The following is a 19,390-nucleotide window of genomic DNA, read 5'->3' on the forward strand; positions in this document are numbered from 1 at the left end:
CCTCCTTTCTATGAACAGAAAATATGCTCTCCAATTTGTTTAATTTGTGGACGTGACCAAATCCATTTGCTCGTTGCAGTTTTTGGATTGAAATAATACAATGCATTTTCAGAAGGGTCCCAGCCGTTCATGGCATCAATAACCGCTTCTTTCGCTCGCTCATTTGGCTCAAGCCAAATTTGCCCATCTGCAACAGCTGTAAATGCTAACGGTTGGAAAATGATACCTGAAATAGTATTCGGGAAATCTGGGCTTTCCAAACGATTTAAAATAACTGCAGCAACTGCTACTTGTCCTTCATATGGTTCTCCTCTTGCCTCTCCATATACCGCATTCGCCATTAGCTGCAAATCACGCTCTGTATATTTGGGAGGAACTTGTGTCTGTGTTCCATTATTATTACTACTTCCACTACTATTGCTACTGCCACCACTAGTATTCTTTTTCACTTGCTGATCAAGTGGCTTGCCACCATAATAAGTAAATTGATTTCCTGCATTTAATTGAGCTTTCACCCATTTTTCATCATAATCTGAATTGCCCGTTAACGCTTTCTTTGTCTTAGCGCCTGCAATTCCGTCTACCGGTAACCCATAATTTTCTTGGAAATTACGTAAAGCCCAGTATGTGTTATAGCCAAATTTACCATCAATTTTACTCTTATAAAAACCTAAGTATTGTAGCCTCGCTTGCAATTCAACGACATCATCTCCATAGGCACCCCGAGTAATTTGCTGATCGCTAAATGCATTCGCATCATTTTGAGGAATCGCAATTATACTAATTCCTAATATCAAAGCAAAAAGTATGCTTACTAAACGCACTTTTATCACTCCTTTTTTTTATAGCTTGAAACAAAAGGAGTAATTTATACATGATAAAAATGAAATAAAGCGTAGAAATCTTTGACGATTTCTACGCTTTATATTTTCTTTTGCATGTGAAGATGCTGCACCAGATGATAATGTGCAAGCTTCACTTTGCGCAAGCCAAACCACCATAAAAACAACATAAAAGGAATCATTAAATAAACCCAGTGACCTTTGAATGATAATATTGTATTGTATAGAATGTGAAGTACGACTGGTGCACAAAGTGCCATAGCAATCATCTCTTTTGTCTTAACAAGTTTCGAAAACTTAGCCCGTCCATAATAATAGCCCATTACGACACCGAACAAAGCATGACTCGATACTGGTAATAAGGCTCGCATAAATGCCGTGTCTAAGCCAAATGAAAGTAAATAAAGAACATTTTCAATCGTAGCAAAGCCAAGTGAAATGCTTGCCCCATACAATATACCATCGTAAGGGTCATCAAATTCTATATGATTATAGATGGCAATTAATAGCACAAACCATTTAAAAAATTCTTCAATGACACTCGAAAATAGTACGTCTTGAAGATAAAGATATCGAAAAACCCCTTCCTCTGTTAATACATACTGTAAAAACATGATTGGGAACGTTAAAAATGCGCCGTATAAAAACGTTTGTAGTAAAGTTCTTCTTGGCTCCGTAGCCATCTGATTGCGCAAATAGAAATAACTAAAAAGCGCTAGACCGGGAGCAATGGCAGCAGATAATAAAATGATCATGATGCCGGCTCCTTTCAACAATAGACTGCTATTATTATACCATGTAATGACAAAAAAACTTTTTAAAAGGAGATTTATTTTTTATGAAAAAAACAATTTTATTAATTCATACTGGCGGCACAATCTCCATGGCGATGAGTGCTGAAGGAGCGGTCATGCCTAATAAGGAAAATCCTCTAATGAAGGAAAGTAATAAACTGGCTTCACTAGCAAGCATTATCGAAATAGAAGCTTTTAACCTTCCTTCTCCACATATTACACCGAAAGAGATGCTTTTATTGCGTAACTTGATTTTGGAACAAATTGACGCACAGCCAATTGACGGTGTGGTCATCACACACGGTACGGATACATTGGAAGAAACCGCCTATTTCTTAGAGCTAACTACGAACTTAGCCATTCCGATTGTGCTAACAGGTGCAATGCGTTCATCTAACGAACTTGGAGCAGATGGGATTTATAATTTAGTAGAGGCAGTCCGAGTAGCTGTTGATGAAGAAGCACGTGATAAAGGTGTGCTTGTTGTGATGAATGATGAGGTTCATCTTGCTGTAAATACAACAAAAACAAGCACAAGTTCTGTAAATACTTTCCAATCTCCACAATATGGACCGATTGGGCTTATTACAAAATCCCGAATCTTATTCCATCACGCACCAATTCGTCGACAATATGTAGATGTTAACAATTTATCTAAGCGTGTCGCCATGCTAAAAGTGTATGCTGGAATGGAAGAAGATTTATTGGATGTCGTGCTTGCATGTAAATATGATGGTGTTGTGCTAGAAGGACTAGGTCAAGGGAATGTCCCGCCATCTGTTGTAAAGGGAATTGAAAGCCTTATACAGCGAGACATCCCAGTTGTACTTGTTTCCCGCTGCTTTAATGGAATCGCAGAAGGTGTTTATGGCTATATGGGTGGCGGTAAAATGCTAGAAGACTTAGGCGCCATATTCGCCACAGGTATTAATGGTCAAAAGGCACGCTTAAAATTATTAATAGGCCTTAACACAACTGGCTCGCCTTTAAATTTAAAGGACTTTTTCTTGTAACGCTAAAGTCTCGATCACCTGTTCATAATAGCCCAGTATCTCGCTAAGTCGAGCAAAAGCTTCATCAAAATCTGGTTGTATCACAGAAAATTGAATGAAATTCTTTTGGCGTAAATACTGGCTTTCACCATGAACAAATAGCCCGTTTAATGCTAAATCAATAAGTAGGTTGGCATAATTATTAGGCAATTGAACCGTTATCAGCATCGGATATTGAATTGTTGGATATTGAAATTGCATGATTGGTAGCTGCAGCAGTGATTGAAAGCGTTGCTGTAGCTGCTCATAACGTGCTGGATAGGCTTGCAATGCCATCTCCACATTGCTCAGTAATACAGCAGGTAATGTAAATGGTATGGCACCTTGCTGATAATTTGCTAAATCAAGATAAGCGGGTAAATCGGCAGATGGGGGTGCAAGTGATTGCGAAAATACAAATGCTAGCCCACTTAACGCACCAATGGCCTTACCACTCACAGCCGTAGCTAAATAGCAGTCCTGTAAAGAAAACGGCATGGCACCGAACGAACTAATACAATCTATACATAACTTTACATTGTATTGTTTAGCAAGCTTTTTAAGAATATCTAAGTTATTACAAGTTCCCGTGGAAGTCTCACCATGTACTGCCAACATCCACTGATAAGACCCCGTCTCAAGCTGTGAAGCCAGTTCTTTGTCATCAAATACCGTTCCCCATTCTTTTTCTACCACATCATAATGTAATGACCAACGAGCGGCTTGCTTCTGTAAACGCTCACCGAATTCTCCATTTGTGAGAATAAGCCCTTTTCCTAATTGCTGTGCCTTTAGTTGTGCAAGCATTACTTCATTTGCTAGCGTTCCCGTCCCTACGATTACACCAACATGATTTGACTTCGATAAATGCAGCAACTTCTTCTGCACTCGTTCATAAAGCGCATAAAAAGGTAATGAACGATGTGATAAATCTGAATGAGCAATTGTCTCTAATTGCTTCACCGGCCCAGGATAAAATGTAGAGGGTTCCGTCGTTAGTCTATGTTGTAATGATTGTTCAAATTCATGTCTAGTGAGCACCATCGGTAAAAACATCGCACCCTCTTCCCCGACAGCTGGTGCAAACTGCTTAAAACCCATCTGCTTATATAGTTTTTCCTCTCTCGTTGTACCTGAAATCACTGCCGCAGAATAGCCTTTTTCGTAGGCAAATGTAGTTAAGGCCTGAGTAAGCTTCAATAGAACTCGCCCCGTTCGATAACCCTTCTTCACGGAAAGCAAACGAATTTCACAAAGCTTCTCACAATTTTCCTTCGATAAATACTGCTCGACCTTACCAATCTTTTCATCAATAGAAAATGGTCGTTGATCTCTGAACGCCAACATTCCAATTAATTCTGTTTGCTTATAAACAACGACATAAGTATTCTCCTGATGAAATCGATCTACTTTTTTTCGCGATGCATTCACCTCATGCTGAGGAATTTCTTCTACAAATGTTTCATAATTCAATCGAGCAATCGCCTCAAATTCTTCATTTGTCTTGGCAATTTTACACCAATACATTTCCTTCACTTCCCTCTTTTCAATGATTCCTGAATATTAGACATATGCTTAATAAGCATACACACGATTGCCATGATTAAAAGTCCATATGGCTCTAATTTCCCTGCTTGAATAATTGCGGCTATATAAAAAACAAAGCCCCCAACCATGCCAAGTGTCAGACTTCTAGTAAATGCAGATATAAGTGCTGTACCAATAATCATCCATAAAAAAAGACTTGGCGATAAGGCGAGACCCACACCAATAAAAGTAGCTACACCTTTCCCTCCATTCCATTTCAGCCAAATCGGAAATAGATGGCCAATTATCACCCATGCAGCTCCGCCAATAAGGACCCATTCATCCAATTGCCACATGCGTCCTAATCCGACAACAAGTACACCTTTTAATGAATCGCCAAGCAGAGTCAAAATAAACGCTGTTTTCCCAATCACACTTCCCGCATTACGCGCGCCTAAATTTTTACTACGCTCTTCCTGCAAATTGACACCGTATATCTTACCAACGAAATAAGCCGTCAAGATGTTTCCTATTAAATAACTCAAGAGCCAATACAAGCCAATCATTGAGCTGCCTCCTTGCGAAAAAGGCTGTATAAGCTACATGCCTATACAGCCTCGATCGTTATTTTTTTCTCTGCTCAATAGTTCGAGCGATACATTCGCCATGGAAACGACCATTTTCAATAAAAATTTCATTGGCATTATTTCCTGCTGCAATAACACCTGCAATGAATAGTCCTTCAACATTGGTTTCCATCGTTTCAGGCGTAACATAAGGACGACCCGTTTCTTCCTCTATGTCCACTCCCATCGCTTTAATAAAGGAGTGATCAGGATGATAGCCAGTCATAGCAAAAACGAAATCATTTTTTACTATTTTCTCTTGGCCCTCTACTTCTAAAACAACTTCGTGCTCACGTATTTCCAATACATTTGTATTAAAAAGCATGTCAACTTCTCCAGTTTTGACTACCCCTTCAAATTCGGGTAATACCCATGGCTTGATGCTTGGAGAGTATTCGCTGCCACGATAGGCTACGGTTACACGAGCCCCGGCTTTATTTAATTCTAACGCGGCATCTATCGCTGAATTTTTGCCGCCTATAACTAGAACATCCGTATCAAAAAATTCATGGCCCTCTTTAAAGTAATGGAAAACTTTAGGCAACTCCTCACCATGGATATTTAAATAATTCGGATGATCATAATAACCTGTTGCAATGACAACATAGGGCGTTTCATATATTTCCTTATCGGAGGTAACCGTGAACAAATCATTATTTTTACAACACTTTGTACTTTTTCGAAGCGATTAACTTGTATATTTTTTAAACGGACGACCTCTCGATAGTAGACAAGGGCTTGATTGCGTTTCGGCTTACGTCCTTCAATAATAAATGGTACATCACCAATGGCTAACCGTTCACTCGTACTAAAAAATGTTTGATGTGTAGGGTAATGATAGATGGCATTGACGATATTTCCTTTTTCAATCACAATAGGTTGTAAACCAATATTTTGCAAAGCTATTGCTGCTGCTAAGCCGCATGGGCCTCCTCCAACAATAATTGCATCTGCTTGCTGCATTTCTTGACACTCCAATCGAATTTGAACAGCAAAAATTGCTGCTCCATGCTTTCACATTTCATAGAATAGACGATACTTTTTTATTATACGCCTTCTCACACGTTTTGGTTGTTTATTTACTCGAAATATCAATGTCAATTATATGACATTGGGGCTTTGCACCAAATCGAAAAGGTACTAATGTCGTCCCATAGCCATTGCTTACTAAAGTCATGACACCATCACGCCGACGATAGGAACCATTTGGATGGACACCATATGGACCGAATCTGATTTGCCCTCCATGTAAATGTCCCCCCATCATTAAATCCGCACGGAACTTAGCCCGAACTTTCGCAAAAACCTCTGGATTATGGGCGATGAAAACTACTAAATCCTGCTCTCCTATCTTTGCAAAAGCTTTTTCAAAACTATATTCTTTAACGGTTGTATCCTCAATAGCACTTAACCAAAAGCTATTTTAAGCGGAAGCTGTACGGCATCATTGACAATAATGTGAACATGGTATGCCTGTAAAATGTCCTTCAGTCTTTCTTCCCCAATTTCTCTGTCATTATTGCCCCAAATAAAATAGGTTGGTCCAAGGGACGTTAATAATGATAAATTTTCATGAATACGATCAATCGGTGTACGGCTATCCGCAAAATCACCGCCAATAATTACTGCATCAAAATGATGTCCCTGTAACTGTGCAATCATTTTCTTACTTATTTTACGTAAATGAACATCTGAAATAAAAAATAATCGTACCTTCTCCTGTTCACCCTGTAATGAAAGCTGGTGAGACAATACATTATTTTCATGTGCCACCTTCCACATATAAAGTGGAGGAGCGATGACTACCAAAAGAAATAGCCCTAAATATAGCATTTTCTCACTTCTCCTTACGACAGCAAAAAAGCGATTCTTCTTAAAAAACGAATCGCCTTTTTGCTAAATCAGACGTACGTTTTGGTGTGAACGTTTGTCTGTAATTTTATACTAGAAAACCTATATAACGATAAAAAAATTCTATTAAGGTAACTTAATGACTTGCCCAACCATTACAGTATTAGAGGACATCCCATTAGCAGCACGAATTTTAGCTAAAGTCGCTTCACTGCCATCGCCATAGTGATTTAATGCAATTCGGTATAAGTTCTCATTTGCTTTTACAGTATGTGTCGTTGCTTTAGCATTTTGTTTTGCTTCTTCCGCTTTTCTAGCCTCTTCTGCTTTTCTTGCTGCCTCTGCTTGTTGTTGAGCTATTCTTGCTTCTTCAGCTTTTCGAGCTTCTTCGGCTTTTTTTGCTGCCTCTGCCTTTTTCGCTTCTTGAGCCTTTTTCGCTTCTTCAGCAGCTTTTTGCTCCGCTGCTAACTTATCAGCATCTTTTTGAGATTGCTCTTGAGCCTTCTTATCTCCCTGAGCGTCTTGACCCTTATCATCTTTTTCCTTATCTTTATCTGACGCAGATGCTTCTGAAGGATCTAATTCGACAACCTGTTCAGCTGTATCCTTTTCGGCTTGTTCAATCGTTTTTTCTGGTTCATAAAATTTCCAAAAATAAATAAGAATTGTTAATGGTATCAAGATAAAAATAACAAACAGAATCGTCATTAACGGTGTCTTACGTTTCGAATTTTTTGGCTTTTTGTTTTTATTACCGTTTTTATTCATTCTGGAAACTCTTGATAAGGATTGCTGTTCTTTTTGCTCATCTTCAAACGATTGACGATGCTCTTCTATTTTATCGCGATAATCTTCTTTATTCATTCGCCTTTCCCCCAACCTTACTACGCTTTCTATCATCTCTATTATGACGAATTTTACGAAAAAAGTAAATGACCGTCAGTTTAGTCTAATTACCCATTAATAGTTGTTGCAATCGACTTTCCCACGTTGCCATTTCTACTTTCTTTTTCTCTTTTAAGCGTACTTTCTTGATTACATCATAATGGATTCCACAATTTTCACAACAGTTTTCCGGCTTTTTCTGCAATTTTTGCCCAAAATACCCGACTAAATGTTCACGAATACAGTCTTTTGTCTGTATGATTTGAAGCATTTCATTCACTGCATTGTATTTCTCTAGTGCTAAATGATTTAATCGGACCTTCACTTGTTCCGAAGACTCTCGTTGCAGCCAATAGTCTAACACACGGAAGGCTGTCTCACTTAACTCCCCATTTTTCAGCATTTGGATGGGCTGTATTTGCTGAGATAGCAGCTCCTGATAGCGGTCAACATGATGTAAAGTTGGTAAATCGCCTGTCACAACAAATTTAGCCAGCTCCTCATCACCTTCAGCATATAGTAATATAGCAAGTGCAGAGTGACCATCCCGCCCTGCACGTCCGATCTCCTGCATATAATTCGCTATATTGGCAGGCATTGATTCATGAATGACCTGCCGTATATCAAGCTTATTAATGCCCATACCAAAAGCGTTTGTTGCAACAATCCAATCAAGTTCACCAGCTATAAATTGCTGTTGAATAAATTGACGGTCCTCCACCCCATAGCCCGCATGATATGCAGCAACACGAACGCCCTCTTGTAATAAGGCTTCGCTATATTGTTGCGCACGTTTACGTGAGGAAACATATAAAATACCAGGTCCTGCCGTTTCCGTAATATGGTGCATGAGCCATCTAGCTTTATCAGCCTTATCCTCCACTACTACACGACCTAAATGAATATTCGGGCGGTCAACATTATACATAAACTCGAAGGGAGCTTTGAGAGATAAAGTTTCCCGTATATCTCGAACAACCTTCTTTGTTGCCGTAGCAGATAATGCCAAAATTGGCGGACGATTTTCTCTCGATAGCCAGTCACCTATTCGTAAATAATCTGGTCGAAAATCAAAGCCCCATTGTGAGATACAATGTGCCTCATCTACTACGATTAAACCTAGCTTCATCTGCGCCAGTTTCTCTTGTACCTGTTGCTGGAGCAGCATCTCTGGGGAAGTAAAAATAAAACGATATTGCTCTAAATAATGTAATACATAACGTTTCTCTGTTAGTGATAAAAAGGAATTTAAAGCTACCACCCTCTTTTCCCCAAAACGCTTCAGCTCTTCTACTTGATCCTGCATTAATGACAGTAATGGTGAAACAATTAGTACAGGTTTCTCTAATGTATAGGCTGGTAGCTGGTAGCAGAGTGATTTTCCCATTCCTGTTGGCAATAAGGCAATAACATCTTGTTCTTGTAGTAATGCCTCAATGACTTCTTTCTGTCCTGGTCGAAATGATGAATAACCAAAATGCTTATGCAATAATTGTTCAAGTTCCATTTATACTTCTCCTTTCGCAAGGACAAGCCTTAATTGAAAATAACTCATATCGTTTAAAGCTTCATGTAATATTTTCAATTTTTTTGTTTGATACTGCTTCGATGCCTGCCACACTTTTTGAGCTTCATCATAGGAGACGAATGGGCCAATAGAAAAGTTCGGTTCATACATAGCTAATTCCACAAAATGATCCTCAATTGTACTTTGTTTTAGTTTTCTCATTTGAACAATTTGCTCCATCGAATAACCTTGTTCATATAATTGTGCGGTTTGTTGTGCAGAATCTGTTAGCAATATTTTAACTTTTAATCCTTCTGCCACATGCCCTAGTAATGGGTAATCATCTATTTTTTGATGCACTTCATTTAATAATATATGTAGGGTTTCAATAAAAGCTAATTGACTATCCAGTACAGTTTCCTTCCGTTCATCTGCAAGTTGTTGCCACGTCCATCCTGGTAATTGATAACCACTTAAACGATACAGAACAAGCTGTTTGCTTGCATCTGACACAGGGAGAATAGTTAGCACATGATTACATTCTGTCAATAATTGCTGCTGTAAATGACCTTCCTTATAATGATGTGCCTGTAAAAAAGTTCGCACCCACGCTTGAATCATTGTATCTCTACTAATCGGTGAAAAGGTACGAACGGCTGCGGCTTGATGTGACAAACTTTGTACAATGAGAGAGAGCCTCGCAAAAAACACATGCTCATTTCCCCGATAGTGCCAACCATCAAAGAAAAAGGTTGGCGTTTGTTGTGCACGTTGTAATCCTAGCGTTTCCATGTAAAAATGACCAGATTCCTGCACATTTAACCAACTATTCTGCATAAATAAGTTTACAGCCTCATCAAATGTAGTACGAGATAGTTTTGGCAAGAGGCCAAAATATTGATGCAGTTGAAAAAGACCAATATCTTGAATCGTCTGGCCTGAACGCTTCCCTCTTAGGACATGATAGGCAGCCGAAATCGTCCGCTCTTTATTGAGTTTTTGAAAGATTTGCAATAAAATTTGATGAAACATTGACGCAAATTCCTCCAATTTAATAGTATTTAAGTTGAAATGTAAGATAAACATCTTTAAAATGAGTATGAAGCTTTGTAGGAACATCGTTAAAGGAGAGAATAAAATGGCTAAATACACAATAGTTGATAAAGATACATGCATCGCTTGTGGCGCATGTGGAGCCGCAGCGCCAGACATTTATGATTATGATGATGAAGGCATTGCCTTCGTTATTTTAGATGATAACATGGGAACTGCTGAAGTTCCAGAGGATCTATTGGAAGATATGCAAGACGCTTTTGAAGGTTGTCCAACAGACTCTATCAAAGTAGCAGATGAAACATTCGATGGTGACTCATTAAAATTTGAATAGTCTTCCGTTGATGTATATCTTAAAAGGCATCCTTCAGGGGATGCCTTCTTATTGATTAAAATATTGGCTATCTTTTGCATCAAGATAATAGGCATATGGTCCATTGCTATACATACCAATCTATTGGAGGAATGTGAATGTTTGAGCAGTTACAAGTTGAGCATAGTTTATTTTATATTGATCAAGACCATATGAATAGATTTAAAAATCTTGCTGCAAAGTGGCAATCAATATTTCCAGATGTTTGTGCGAAATGTTTGAATACTGTGGACGCATGGGCAAACGTGTTAAATAACTGGGTTTTCTTAAAATCGCAGCAGACCGATGAGCTCATTCTAAATCCTTCTAAAGCCATCTATTATTCCATCAATACATTCTTATTAGATGAGCTCCAAAAAATTCAAATAATTCAAAAAGTAAAAGAATGTGAGAATGATGATTTTCAGTATTTTGCGGCCTTCCACTTAGGAAATGCCATCGATTTATGGGTGTACGATACACTTGAAAAAAGTGCAGAATCTGATTTGTTAAAACCACAAAATCGAATACCTTATTATCTTGCCTTTTTAGACGATGATTTTCAAACAGACAATGCTTTATTCCATAAAAATCAAACAAGAGCAATCAAAATATTAGCACAGGTCATTCGGTCACAAAATTGCTTTAGAATCACTGTCAGTAGTGCTGTTAATCGAGCAGTAGATATGTATGATCATTATGTAACAAAATAAAATAGCACACTTTTTAATTCGTCTCTACTGTAAAGAGATGAATTTTTTTTGCTCTCTAAACTACTTCTCTTTTCATCTTGTTATTGCAACGATATTTTATGTATGATAAGATTTTAGTAGTTGGTACTAATAACAGATATTATCTCACAAAGGAGTTCTTCATAATGATGGATAATTTATTACAATTAAAAGATAAGAACATTGTTGTCATGGGCGTAGCAAATGATCGCAGTATTGCTTGGGGCATTGCTAAACGTTTATTTGACGTTGGTGCAAATGTCATCTTCACGTATCGTCAAGAACGTTCATTAAAAAAATTACAAAAACAATTAGAAAATATCGGACAATCCGATTCTCTTGTTGTTCAATGTGATGTGAATAGTGACGACAGCACAAAAGCAGCTTTTGAAGAAATCGGCTCAAAGGTTGGTGTTATTCATGGGATTGTACATTCAGTGGCTTTTGCGCATGCAGAAGATTTACACAACCGCTTCCTTGAAACAACTCGAGAAGGCTATGCATTCGCACAAGATACAAGTGCCTATTCACTTATTTCCACTGCAAAAGCAGCTCATCCATACATGACAGAGGGCGGCTCTATCGTGACAATGAGTTACTTAGGTGCAGAACGAGTACTTGATGGCTACAATGTGATGGGCGTTGCAAAAGCTGCATTAGAGGCTTCTATGCGCTATCTTGCTGCTGATATTGGCCAAGATAATATTCGCGTCAATGCTATCTCAGCTGGTGCTATTCGTACACTCGCTGCAAAAGGTGTTCCTTCTTTTAACACAATTTTACACAAAATTGAAGAAACAGCTCCTTTAAAACGTAATGTTCAACAAGACGAAGTAGCAGATATGACGATTGTTATGCTATCTCACCTATCACGTGGTGTGACTGGTGAGACGATCTACATCGACGCTGGCTACAATATTATGGGTTAACAATAAAGAAGTATGGGAGGATGTATTATCCTTCCATACTTCTTTTTGTTGTTTATAGCATTGTCCATAAACTTTGGATCAACAAAATTAAGCCTGCTGCTACTAATAGAAAATAAATTAAGATTTTAAACAATTTTTGATTTAATCGCGTAAATAGCATTTGTCCAAAAATAAGTCCTAAGAAAACAATTGGCAAAGCATACATACTATATATCCAAACCATTTTACTTGTACCCTCAAAAATGACTTGAGAAAGTAAGCTAATTAGATAGATAAATATATAGTAGGCTAGTGAAACAGCTCTAATGGTTTCTTTATTTCTATGTGTGCTCGCAAAATAGAGCAACAGTGGTGGTCCAGCCATCCCAATACTTGTTGTGAACATACCTGATATAAAACCAACGCCATAATCTCTACTCCTTGTTTGTTGAATAGAGAAATTTTTAATCAATAGAATCGTAAGCCCTATAAGAAGGATAGCGATGAGCAGCTTAAATGTCGTCACATCGACTAAGGCAAATAGTATACTACCAAAGGAGCACCTGCAACACTACCGATCATCACCTTTTTAAGCAACGCTACATCAATATCATGTCTCACCTTCCATATGAGTGAAAATGAAATAACAAGGGACAGTATTATATTTATTTGCATCGCCTCTTGTGGTGTAAAAAGCAACAGTAAAAAAGGCGTAGCCATAACGGAAAAACCAAAACCTGTACTGGTTTGTAAAATAGAAGCTGCTAGGATAATGAAAAAATAGAAAAGTAATTCCTGCAAAATGACACCTCACATCATGTTGTGATACGTTGTCTAACAATGAATTTTTTTAATAAAAATGATAGGACACAAGCAATGAATAAAAACAGAGCGATCATCACTATAACACCCATCCACCCATATTTCATCCAAAAAACGCCTCCTACTGTTCCTCCAACACTTGAACCAAAATAATAGAAAAATAAATAGAGAGAAGATGCTTGTGCTTTATCGTGGGATGCTCGTTTGCTCACCCAGCCACTTGCGATTGAATGAGCTGCAAAAAAGCCAAAGGTAAAAACGGTTATCCCTATAATCTTTAAAGTAAGTAGCCCATTGAGCGTTACTATAGCTCCAGCTAGCATAATGGCAATGGCCAGTAAGAGCATTCGTTGGCGACCATAACGATCGGCTAAACTGCCAAACCATGCCGAGCTAAATGTCCCAACTAAATAAATGACAAATATCCAACCTACAATTGTGGCACTTAAATTATAGGGAGGTGCCATTAGTTTAAAGCCAATATAATTATAAAGTGTGACAAAGCTTCCCATTAAAAGAAACCCCATCCCATAAAGACACAGCATAGAAGGATCTCTTAAATGTTGCAGTAGGGTTTTGGTCAATGCTATTAATTGTAAAGGTCGCGCGCTGAAATGTTTGGAGCTTGGTAACATCCAGACAAACAATAAACTAACTAGCAGGCTGATTCCTCCTAGTACCATCATGCCTGTATGCCAGTTATAATGGTCCGTTAAGGTACCAATAATAACTCGTCCACTAAGTCCCCCTACTGAATTACCGCTAATATATAAGCCCATGGCAACCCCTAAGCTTGCTGGTTCCATCTCTTCTCCCAAATAAGCCATAGCGATTGCTGGTAAACCTGCAAAAACGATGCCTTGTACAACACGTAAAACTAAAATTGTTTCAAAGTTAGGTGAAAATGCAAGAGCTAGTGTCAGGACAGAAGCTGCAAAAATAGAAATCGTCATCAATGATTTTCTTCCCCATGCTTCTGATAACGAACTGACAATTATTAAACTCACCGCTAATGCAAAGGTAGTTACTGAAAGAGATAAACTTGCTACAGCTGGTGAGACGTGAAATGCTTCTGAAAATGTTGGTAGTAATGGCTGCGTTACATATAGGTTAGCAAACGTAATAAAGCCTGCTAAAAATAAGGCCCAATTCGCTTTATGAAACGCCCTCGTACCCTTTTGTATATAGTCCATGAAACTCTCTCCTTAACTTCTTCCACATGCTACTATTATTCTAATACAATATTTCGCAAAACACACGTCTCCTTGTCAAAAAATAGACAAAAAGGCCTTCATTTTCACCGCTGCAAAAAAATAATAATTGACAAATAAAAGCACTTCGGATTTGTATGTTCTTCTTTTAATAAAAAATATAAATAGCTATTTTGACTTGGCAAATATTGTGCTACAGTAAAAGTAATCATCTAGAACCATTGTCACAATGAAGACAGATGACACAACCATTTTCATTGACGAGACTTGGAGGAATTTTTATGAAAATTATTGAAGCTTTAGCCCTCGCAACACCTTATATTCATCTAGCATTAAAACAAGAAGCCATTGTAGCTGTTGTTGAAAAGGAAAATGAAACAGTCGTTAAATACTTAGCAGGTAAACGTGTGGATTCCGGCTACCATGATGGACAAAAAGTTAACGCCAATGACCAAAATGTTTTCATCGCCTTTAATGGACAAAATGCAGATGTGGTGATACCAGAGGATGTTTACGGTGTAGCAATCAATGCTTTTTCATTCCCCATTCGTGAAAATGGTCAAGTAGTAGGTGCATTAGCTTTTGGCTTACCAATAGATAATGAGCTCAAACTTGAAGATTATATGGCTACGATGGATAAGATCGTCAACAGTCTACAGGATAAAGTACATACAATCGCTTCCCATTCTGAGGAATTAGCGGCCACTAGTGAGGAAATTAATAAGCAGGCACAGCATGCCCTAGAGGACTCTGAAAAAACAAATGCCGTGACAGATTTAATTAAAAGTATATCTCGCCAAACTAATTTACTAGGTTTAAACGCATCCATCGAGGCTGCACGTGCTGGACAGCACGGCGCTGGCTTTAATATTGTGGCACAGGAAGTTCGAAAGCTGTCCTTTGAGACGTCTAGTGCTACCGAAAATATAGAATCATCATTACGGAATATCAATAGAAATCTAGATAATCTAAAGCAAAATATGGGACAAATCAATGATGCAACAAATGAGCAAGCACAGCTCGTACAGGATTTCAGCGAAATTATAGAAGAATTAACTTTACTTAGCCGAGAAATGAAAGGCTTTATGCACAATGCGTTAAAATAATAATGAGGTGAACAATAATGCAAATTACCATTAACCAAGATTTAGCTTTACGGATGATCGCACCTGAAGATGCAGAGAAGGTTTTTGCATTAACGGATGCCTCGAGGGAATATCTGAAAGAATGGCTACCATGGCTAGATTTTACAAAAGAACTGGCGGATACAAAAGCCTATATTGAGGGCTGTATTAAGGGACATGAAGCGAACAGTAGCCTCTCCCTAGTCATTCTCTTTAAAAATGAAATTGTTGGCATTGCAGGCTTTAACGCAATTAACCCGAGCAATAAAATCGGCACTATTGGCTATTGGTTGAGCGAAGGAGCACAAGGACATGGCATCATGACGAAAACGGTAAAAGCTTTACTGCAATATGCCTTTGAAACATTGAAGCTTCATAAAGTTGAAATTCGTGTTGCTGAAGCGAATCACAAAAGTCGCGCAATCCCAGAACGTATTGGATTCATGCAAGAAGGAACCATTCGAGCTGCAGAATGGCTCTACGATCATTATGTAAATCACGTTATTTATGGCATGCTTGTAAGTGAATGGCAGCAACAACTATAAAAAAACGACCTGATGAGATCATCAGGTCGTTTTTTGTTAGGATTGTTCTACCGCTTCTTTCGTTTCTTCAGGTGCTTGCTTTTTTTCAAGTCCTAAAGCAATCTGCTCTAATTCTGGACGCAATGTGTGCTTCCCAGCATAGCTCTCGATCAGCTCTTTTACATCGAGACCAGAAGTTTCTTTTAATGTTTCTTGAAGTGTAGACATTAAATTGGTTGCGTAAGATGTCACCTTATTCGCACCACTTCCCTCTCCACCACCAGTATCGACCACTGTAATCTTATCGATATTGCCAAGTGGACTTGCAAGCTCTTTTGCATACTCTGGCATCATGCGTACAACCATATCCAGTACAGCTGCTTGACCATAGTATTCAAAGGCTTCGGCAATCTTACGTTTAGCTTCAGCTTCAGCCAGACCACGTAGACGAATGATATCAGCCTCCGTCTCCCCTTGTGCTCGCTCTGCATCAGCTTTGGCAAGACCATCCAAACGAATTTTCTCTGCCTCTGCTTTTGCTAATGATTCAATACGATATTTTTCCGCATCAGCCTGTGCAAGCTCACGCATTTTTTCGGCTGCGGCATTTTGCTCCACTGCATAGCGATCTGCATCTGCTTTCTTTTTAACCTCAGAGTCATATTGCTTTTCTCTACGTAAAATCTCTTTTTCTTCTAATTCAATTTGCTTTTGACGCTCGATAATGCGAATTTGCATTTCTTGCTCCGTTACTTCCTGCTTAGCACGAGCAGTTTCAAGCTCATACGCTTGGTCAGCACGCGCTTTGGCAATATCCTGCTCACGTCGGAACTCAGCTACTTTTAATTGATTTTCTTTTTCTGCTTCTGCAATTTCCGTCGCACGCTCTAGTTCTGCCTTTTGTGCTTCCTTAGACGCTTCTGCACGTTTAATACGTGTTTCTTTTTCTGCATCTGCTGTCGCAATATCAGCATCTCGCTTTACCTGTGCGATTCTCGGTTTCCCTAGTGAGTCTAAATAGCCATTTTTATCTCGTACATCCTTGATCGTGAAGGATACAATGACAAGACCCATCTTTGCTAAATCTTGTGAAGCAACACGTTGAACTTCCTGTGAGAATTTATCGCGGTTTTTGTAGATTTCTTCAACCGTCATAGATCCTAAAATGGAACGTAAATGACCTTCTAATACTTCACGTGCTTCCCCTTCGCGCTCTGCTTTTTGCTTGCCTAAAAACTGCTCTGCTGCTGTCGCAATTTCTGAAATGGAACCGCCAATTTTAATAATGGCTGTACCATCTGCCATAACAGGAACACCTTGCTCTGTATACACCTCAGGCGTTGTCACTTCTAGTTTACTAGAAAGTAAGCTTAACGGCTGTGCTTGTTGGAAAATAGGGAATACAAATGTACCGCCCCCACGAATGATTTTAATGCGATTCCCCGACTCATCCTTATGTACATTTTTAGAGCCGAGATAGCTACCTGTCACAATCAGTGCTTCATCTGGACCCGCCGTACGATACTTTGTCACATATAAGCCGACTAGGGCAATTAATACAAATGCTACAATTCCTAAAACAATTAAGATATCGGTTGACATAGACATATCTCTCCTTTAAACAAATTTTTTCTCGTACGTTCTAACAAAAAGTGTTCCGTCCTTCACATCCACAACAAGTACGGTTTCATCATAGTCAATGGCTTCATTATCATAGCCCGTTGCCCGTTTTGAAATCATGCCACTTGTCGTTTCGATAACAACCTCGCCAAAACCATCTACTGGAATTGGCACAATAACTCTTCCTAATTGCCCGCCTAGCGATTCCTCTGTGTAAGCTAAAGAAACATCAGCGGAACGTAGCGGAACGAGAACAAATAAATAAAAGATGGAACTTAAAATAGCACCGATGATACATGCAGCAATGATGTTCCAAACGCTAGAGAACCAGGCTAGTTTTTCTAAAATAAAACCTGCTGCTGACATCAACGTAATGAAAGATAGAATGACACTCGGATTAAAAATGGGTAGTCCTTCCCCAATACCTTCGACTGCATCACCAAAAAACATAACCAATACTGTGGCAAGGCCAGCGAAAATCAAAACCACCAAAAAGATCTGCTCGAGTGAATAGCCAAATAGCGTCAAGTTGCTCACCCCTTTTCATCATATTACCTACTATACGGATGTACCTCAGGAAAAGTTTCAAAATTTTTCAAACTCTTCTTTAAAGTATTATTTTTTGCTTTCATTAGAACCATGTTACAATAGAAAAGTATTCTGACAACTAAGGAGATATGGCATGAAGCTTTCAACAATCTTAAATTTTGTAATTTTAATATTTTTCACGTTATTATTCGTTAATGATTTCTTCCCTGATACAGCTATTGCTGCGATGCTGACTAAAAAAATAATATTGCTTATATTAGTTGGGCTTGTCATCATTCAGCTAGCCTTCGACAAGGGTAGATATAAAAGATTATCAAAAAAGGCTTATATCGGATTAACATTGTATACAGTTGGATTATGGATTGTTTTAACATTACTTGGCGGTCAATCACAAATTGGCCTATCGTTCACAAGTCCTCTATTCTATATCATTGTTGTGCTTCTTGGATTGGATTTAATCCGCCTTTCACGCCAAACTAAGCGGGATCAAACAGAGGAGAAAGCGAAGTAAAGCACAGCTATCCGTCTATCTTACAAAGCTTTCCACCACTTTCGCACTGCTTACCGTCACTTTTGTCCCTCTATCCGACGACAACATAAAAAGCATGTCTCTGATTTTGACAGAGACATGCTTTTCTTATGATTCTAATACATTTAAAATGGCATCCAGTTCATGGACAGCTAGATCTAAGCGTTCCTTCGCTTCGATATTTTGCTGTTTTAAGTGACTAAACTCTAGCAAATTTTTCTCATGCTTTAACTTAATAGATGATAAACGTTCGATTCGTGCTTCTACTTTTTCTATTGCTTGCTCACAGACAGTTGTCCAGAGCTTTTCTGATTGTTGCATTTCCGTTGTCGATGGGTTGTGCTGACGCATAATTCGTGCGTAAACCATTTCAATTTGTTCAATTAGCTCCGAATAAAAATGGCGCTCAACGCGTGTTGTTTGGAATGTTGGATGTTCTACCTCTTTGGCATATGGCGTTATTTGACGAAGTAGCTTGCCAGCATTTTCTCCAAAAGCATGGGATAAATTCAAGACATTCATTAATTGCAATAATAAGCGTATTTCTTCTAGATTAATAAGTTGGGAATCGATGCTTTCCTTTAACTTTAATGACTCCATGTAGCGTCGATCAAAATGTTCAATTTCACCGTTGCGCTGCTCTACTAAATGGACACTTGCATTGTCTTTCAAGCTTTTAATATAGCGAATGGCATGGTTTTTTAGCTCTTCTTTTGACAGCAAGTTATCATTGTCTTGTTGTGGTTTTTCTCGTTGAACATACGCAAATGCATCCATTTTTTTGGGCCATTGTGCTGCTTGGGTTTCATCTGAGACATTATAGCGTATATAAATTCCGTGCATTTCATATCCTCCAAGTCCATTAAACAAGTATCTCTAAAGACAATAAATCGAATACGACATT

20 protein-coding genes and 2 pseudogenes are annotated in these 19,390 nt (G+C 38.5%); 7 read left to right on the forward strand and 15 right to left on the reverse strand.

Annotation, left to right across the window (positions count from 1 at the left end; all coding sequences use genetic code 11):
• Positions 1–8 precede the first annotated feature (8 nt).
• Together sleB and prsW are read right to left on the reverse strand one after the other, a co-directional pair.
• A complete protein-coding gene (gene sleB / locus HXV90_RS08650) occupies positions 9–824 on the reverse strand; it encodes a spore cortex-lytic enzyme (protein ID WP_259419194.1) in 816 nt (271 codons plus the stop codon).
• Positions 825–922: 98 nt separating this feature from the next.
• A complete protein-coding gene (gene prsW, locus HXV90_RS08655) occupies positions 923–1,597 on the reverse strand; it encodes a glutamic-type intramembrane protease PrsW (protein WP_004232588.1) in 675 nt (224 codons plus the stop codon).
• An 83-nt stretch (positions 1,598–1,680) separates the two neighbouring features.
• Between prsW and HXV90_RS08660 the strand changes: the two genes are divergently transcribed.
• Positions 1,681–2,649 carry an asparaginase gene (locus HXV90_RS08660; RefSeq protein WP_258860450.1) on the forward strand — a complete coding sequence of 323 codons (969 nt, stop codon included), beginning with the start codon at positions 1,681–1,683 and terminating at the stop codon, positions 2,647–2,649.
• Here HXV90_RS08660 and HXV90_RS08665 read toward each other — a convergent pair.
• From HXV90_RS08665 to HXV90_RS08700, 8 genes and pseudogenes are all read right to left on the reverse strand, one after another.
• The gene (locus tag HXV90_RS08665) at positions 2,629–4,194 is read right to left on the reverse strand and encodes an aminotransferase class V-fold PLP-dependent enzyme (RefSeq protein WP_269898814.1); all 1,566 of its coding nucleotides are present in this window, start codon (positions 4,192–4,194) and stop codon (positions 2,629–2,631) included. The two genes, HXV90_RS08660 and HXV90_RS08665, sit on opposite strands and share 21 nt — an antisense overlap.
• Before the next feature lie 5 nt (positions 4,195–4,199).
• On the reverse strand, positions 4,200–4,760 hold the full coding sequence (locus tag HXV90_RS08670) for a glycerol-3-phosphate acyltransferase (protein ID WP_112117657.1): 561 nt from the start codon (positions 4,758–4,760) through the stop codon (positions 4,200–4,202).
• Between the two features lie 58 nt (positions 4,761–4,818).
• Positions 4,819–5,783 (reverse strand): annotated as a pseudogene (locus tag HXV90_RS08675) (YpdA family putative bacillithiol disulfide reductase).
• 112 nt (positions 5,784–5,895) lie between these two features.
• On the reverse strand, positions 5,896–6,087 hold the full coding sequence (locus HXV90_RS08680) for a metallophosphoesterase family protein (RefSeq protein WP_269898815.1): 192 nt from the start codon (positions 6,085–6,087) through the stop codon (positions 5,896–5,898).
• A 140-nt stretch (positions 6,088–6,227) separates the two neighbouring features.
• Entirely contained in the window at positions 6,228–6,653 is a 426-nt protein-coding gene (locus HXV90_RS08685) for a metallophosphoesterase (protein ID WP_269898816.1), read from the reverse strand.
• Between the two features lie 144 nt (positions 6,654–6,797).
• A complete protein-coding gene (locus HXV90_RS08690) occupies positions 6,798–7,535 on the reverse strand; it encodes a LysM peptidoglycan-binding domain-containing protein (protein WP_269898817.1) in 738 nt (245 codons plus the stop codon).
• 85 nt (positions 7,536–7,620) lie between these two features.
• A complete protein-coding gene (locus tag HXV90_RS08695) occupies positions 7,621–9,063 on the reverse strand; it encodes a RecQ family ATP-dependent DNA helicase (protein WP_269898818.1) in 1,443 nt (480 codons plus the stop codon).
• Positions 9,064–10,095: a YpbB family protein gene (locus HXV90_RS08700; RefSeq protein WP_048389783.1), complete on the reverse strand. Its 1,032-nt coding sequence runs from the start codon at positions 10,093–10,095 to the stop codon at positions 9,064–9,066.
• Between the two features lie 106 nt (positions 10,096–10,201).
• Here HXV90_RS08700 and HXV90_RS08705 point away from each other — a divergent pair, with 106 nt between their 5' ends.
• The 3 genes from HXV90_RS08705 to HXV90_RS08715 all read left to right on the forward strand — a co-directional run bounded on the left by HXV90_RS08705 (position 10,202) and on the right by HXV90_RS08715 (position 12,128).
• Entirely contained in the window at positions 10,202–10,450 is a 249-nt protein-coding gene (locus HXV90_RS08705) for a ferredoxin (protein WP_004232564.1), read from the forward strand.
• A gap of 137 nt (positions 10,451–10,587) precedes the next feature.
• Entirely contained in the window at positions 10,588–11,181 is a 594-nt protein-coding gene (locus tag HXV90_RS08710) for a hypothetical protein (protein WP_048389781.1), read from the forward strand.
• Between the two features lie 164 nt (positions 11,182–11,345).
• Positions 11,346–12,128, forward strand: coding sequence for an enoyl-ACP reductase FabI (locus tag HXV90_RS08715; protein WP_004232559.1), 783 nt, complete (start codon positions 11,346–11,348; stop codon positions 12,126–12,128).
• Positions 12,129–12,180: 52 nt separating this feature from the next.
• On the opposite strand, the pseudogene HXV90_RS08720 reads toward HXV90_RS08715, so the two are convergent.
• Positions 12,181–12,908 (reverse strand): annotated as a pseudogene (locus HXV90_RS08720) (sulfite exporter TauE/SafE family protein).
• Between the two features lie 14 nt (positions 12,909–12,922).
• A complete protein-coding gene (locus HXV90_RS08725; RefSeq protein ID WP_131519654.1) occupies positions 12,923–14,122 on the reverse strand; it encodes an MFS transporter in 1,200 nt (399 codons plus the stop codon).
• Between the two features lie 299 nt (positions 14,123–14,421).
• On the opposite strand from HXV90_RS08725, the gene HXV90_RS08730 reads away from it, so the two are divergent.
• Positions 14,422–15,246 (forward strand): methyl-accepting chemotaxis protein, encoded by an 825-nt coding sequence (locus tag HXV90_RS08730; RefSeq protein WP_048389774.1) that lies wholly within the window; start codon positions 14,422–14,424, stop codon positions 15,244–15,246.
• Positions 15,247–15,263: 17 nt separating this feature from the next.
• Positions 15,264–15,809 carry a GNAT family N-acetyltransferase gene (locus HXV90_RS08735; RefSeq protein WP_131519653.1) on the forward strand — a complete coding sequence of 182 codons (546 nt, stop codon included), beginning with the start codon at positions 15,264–15,266 and terminating at the stop codon, positions 15,807–15,809.
• 36 nt (positions 15,810–15,845) lie between these two features.
• Here HXV90_RS08735 and HXV90_RS08740 read toward each other — a convergent pair whose 3' ends face one another.
• Together HXV90_RS08740 and HXV90_RS08745 are read right to left on the reverse strand one after the other, a co-directional pair.
• Complete coding sequence (locus tag HXV90_RS08740; RefSeq protein ID WP_004232547.1) at positions 15,846–17,390, reverse strand: flotillin lipid rafts scaffold protein FloT; 1,545 nt, start codon at positions 17,388–17,390, stop codon at positions 15,846–15,848.
• A 15-nt stretch (positions 17,391–17,405) separates the two neighbouring features.
• The gene (locus tag HXV90_RS08745; RefSeq protein ID WP_004232545.1) at positions 17,406–17,936 is read right to left on the reverse strand and encodes an NfeD family membrane protein; all 531 of its coding nucleotides are present in this window, start codon (positions 17,934–17,936) and stop codon (positions 17,406–17,408) included.
• A gap of 154 nt (positions 17,937–18,090) precedes the next feature.
• Between HXV90_RS08745 and HXV90_RS08750 the strand changes: the two genes are divergently transcribed.
• Positions 18,091–18,468 carry a hypothetical protein gene (locus HXV90_RS08750; RefSeq protein ID WP_269898819.1) on the forward strand — a complete coding sequence of 126 codons (378 nt, stop codon included), beginning with the start codon at positions 18,091–18,093 and terminating at the stop codon, positions 18,466–18,468.
• Positions 18,469–18,594: 126 nt separating this feature from the next.
• On the opposite strand, the gene HXV90_RS08755 is transcribed toward HXV90_RS08750, so the two are convergent.
• Entirely contained in the window at positions 18,595–19,329 is a 735-nt protein-coding gene (locus HXV90_RS08755) for a hypothetical protein (RefSeq protein WP_048389726.1), read from the reverse strand.
• Positions 19,330–19,390 lie beyond the last annotated feature (61 nt).

Origin of the sequence: Lysinibacillus sp. JK80, assembly GCF_027557635.1 — a bacterium.
GTDB lineage: Bacteria > Bacillota > Bacilli > Bacillales_A > Planococcaceae > Lysinibacillus > Lysinibacillus capsici.

Excerpts from the sequence above, each read along its gene's own strand:
- prsW (WP_004232588.1), bottom strand. The coding sequence starts at position 1,597 with ATGATCATTTTATTATCTGCTGCCATTGCTCCCGGTCTAGCGCTTTTT.
- HXV90_RS08660 (WP_258860450.1), top strand. The coding sequence starts at position 1,681 with ATGAAAAAAACAATTTTATTAATTCATACTGGCGGCACAATCTCCATG.
- HXV90_RS08665 (WP_269898814.1), bottom strand. The coding sequence starts at position 4,194 with ATGTATTGGTGTAAAATTGCCAAGACAAATGAAGAATTTGAGGCGATT.
- HXV90_RS08670 (WP_112117657.1), bottom strand. The coding sequence starts at position 4,760 with ATGATTGGCTTGTATTGGCTCTTGAGTTATTTAATAGGAAACATCTTG.
- HXV90_RS08680 (WP_269898815.1), bottom strand. The coding sequence starts at position 6,087 with ATGATGGGGGGACATTTACATGGAGGGCAAATCAGATTCGGTCCATAT.
- HXV90_RS08685 (WP_269898816.1), bottom strand. The coding sequence starts at position 6,653 with ATGCTATATTTAGGGCTATTTCTTTTGGTAGTCATCGCTCCTCCACTT.
- HXV90_RS08690 (WP_269898817.1), bottom strand. The coding sequence starts at position 7,535 with ATGAATAAAGAAGATTATCGCGATAAAATAGAAGAGCATCGTCAATCG.
- HXV90_RS08695 (WP_269898818.1), bottom strand. The coding sequence starts at position 9,063 with ATGGAACTTGAACAATTATTGCATAAGCATTTTGGTTATTCATCATTT.
- HXV90_RS08700 (WP_048389783.1), bottom strand. The coding sequence starts at position 10,095 with ATGTTTCATCAAATTTTATTGCAAATCTTTCAAAAACTCAATAAAGAG.
- HXV90_RS08705 (WP_004232564.1), top strand. The coding sequence starts at position 10,202 with ATGGCTAAATACACAATAGTTGATAAAGATACATGCATCGCTTGTGGC.
- HXV90_RS08710 (WP_048389781.1), top strand. The coding sequence starts at position 10,588 with ATGTTTGAGCAGTTACAAGTTGAGCATAGTTTATTTTATATTGATCAA.
- HXV90_RS08715 (WP_004232559.1), top strand. The coding sequence starts at position 11,346 with ATGATGGATAATTTATTACAATTAAAAGATAAGAACATTGTTGTCATG.
- HXV90_RS08725 (WP_131519654.1), bottom strand. The coding sequence starts at position 14,122 with ATGGACTATATACAAAAGGGTACGAGGGCGTTTCATAAAGCGAATTGG.
- HXV90_RS08730 (WP_048389774.1), top strand. The coding sequence starts at position 14,422 with ATGAAAATTATTGAAGCTTTAGCCCTCGCAACACCTTATATTCATCTA.
- HXV90_RS08735 (WP_131519653.1), top strand. The coding sequence starts at position 15,264 with ATGCAAATTACCATTAACCAAGATTTAGCTTTACGGATGATCGCACCT.
- HXV90_RS08740 (WP_004232547.1), bottom strand. The coding sequence starts at position 17,390 with ATGTCAACCGATATCTTAATTGTTTTAGGAATTGTAGCATTTGTATTA.
- HXV90_RS08750 (WP_269898819.1), top strand. The coding sequence starts at position 18,091 with ATGAAGCTTTCAACAATCTTAAATTTTGTAATTTTAATATTTTTCACG.
- HXV90_RS08755 (WP_048389726.1), bottom strand. The coding sequence starts at position 19,329 with ATGCACGGAATTTATATACGCTATAATGTCTCAGATGAAACCCAAGCA.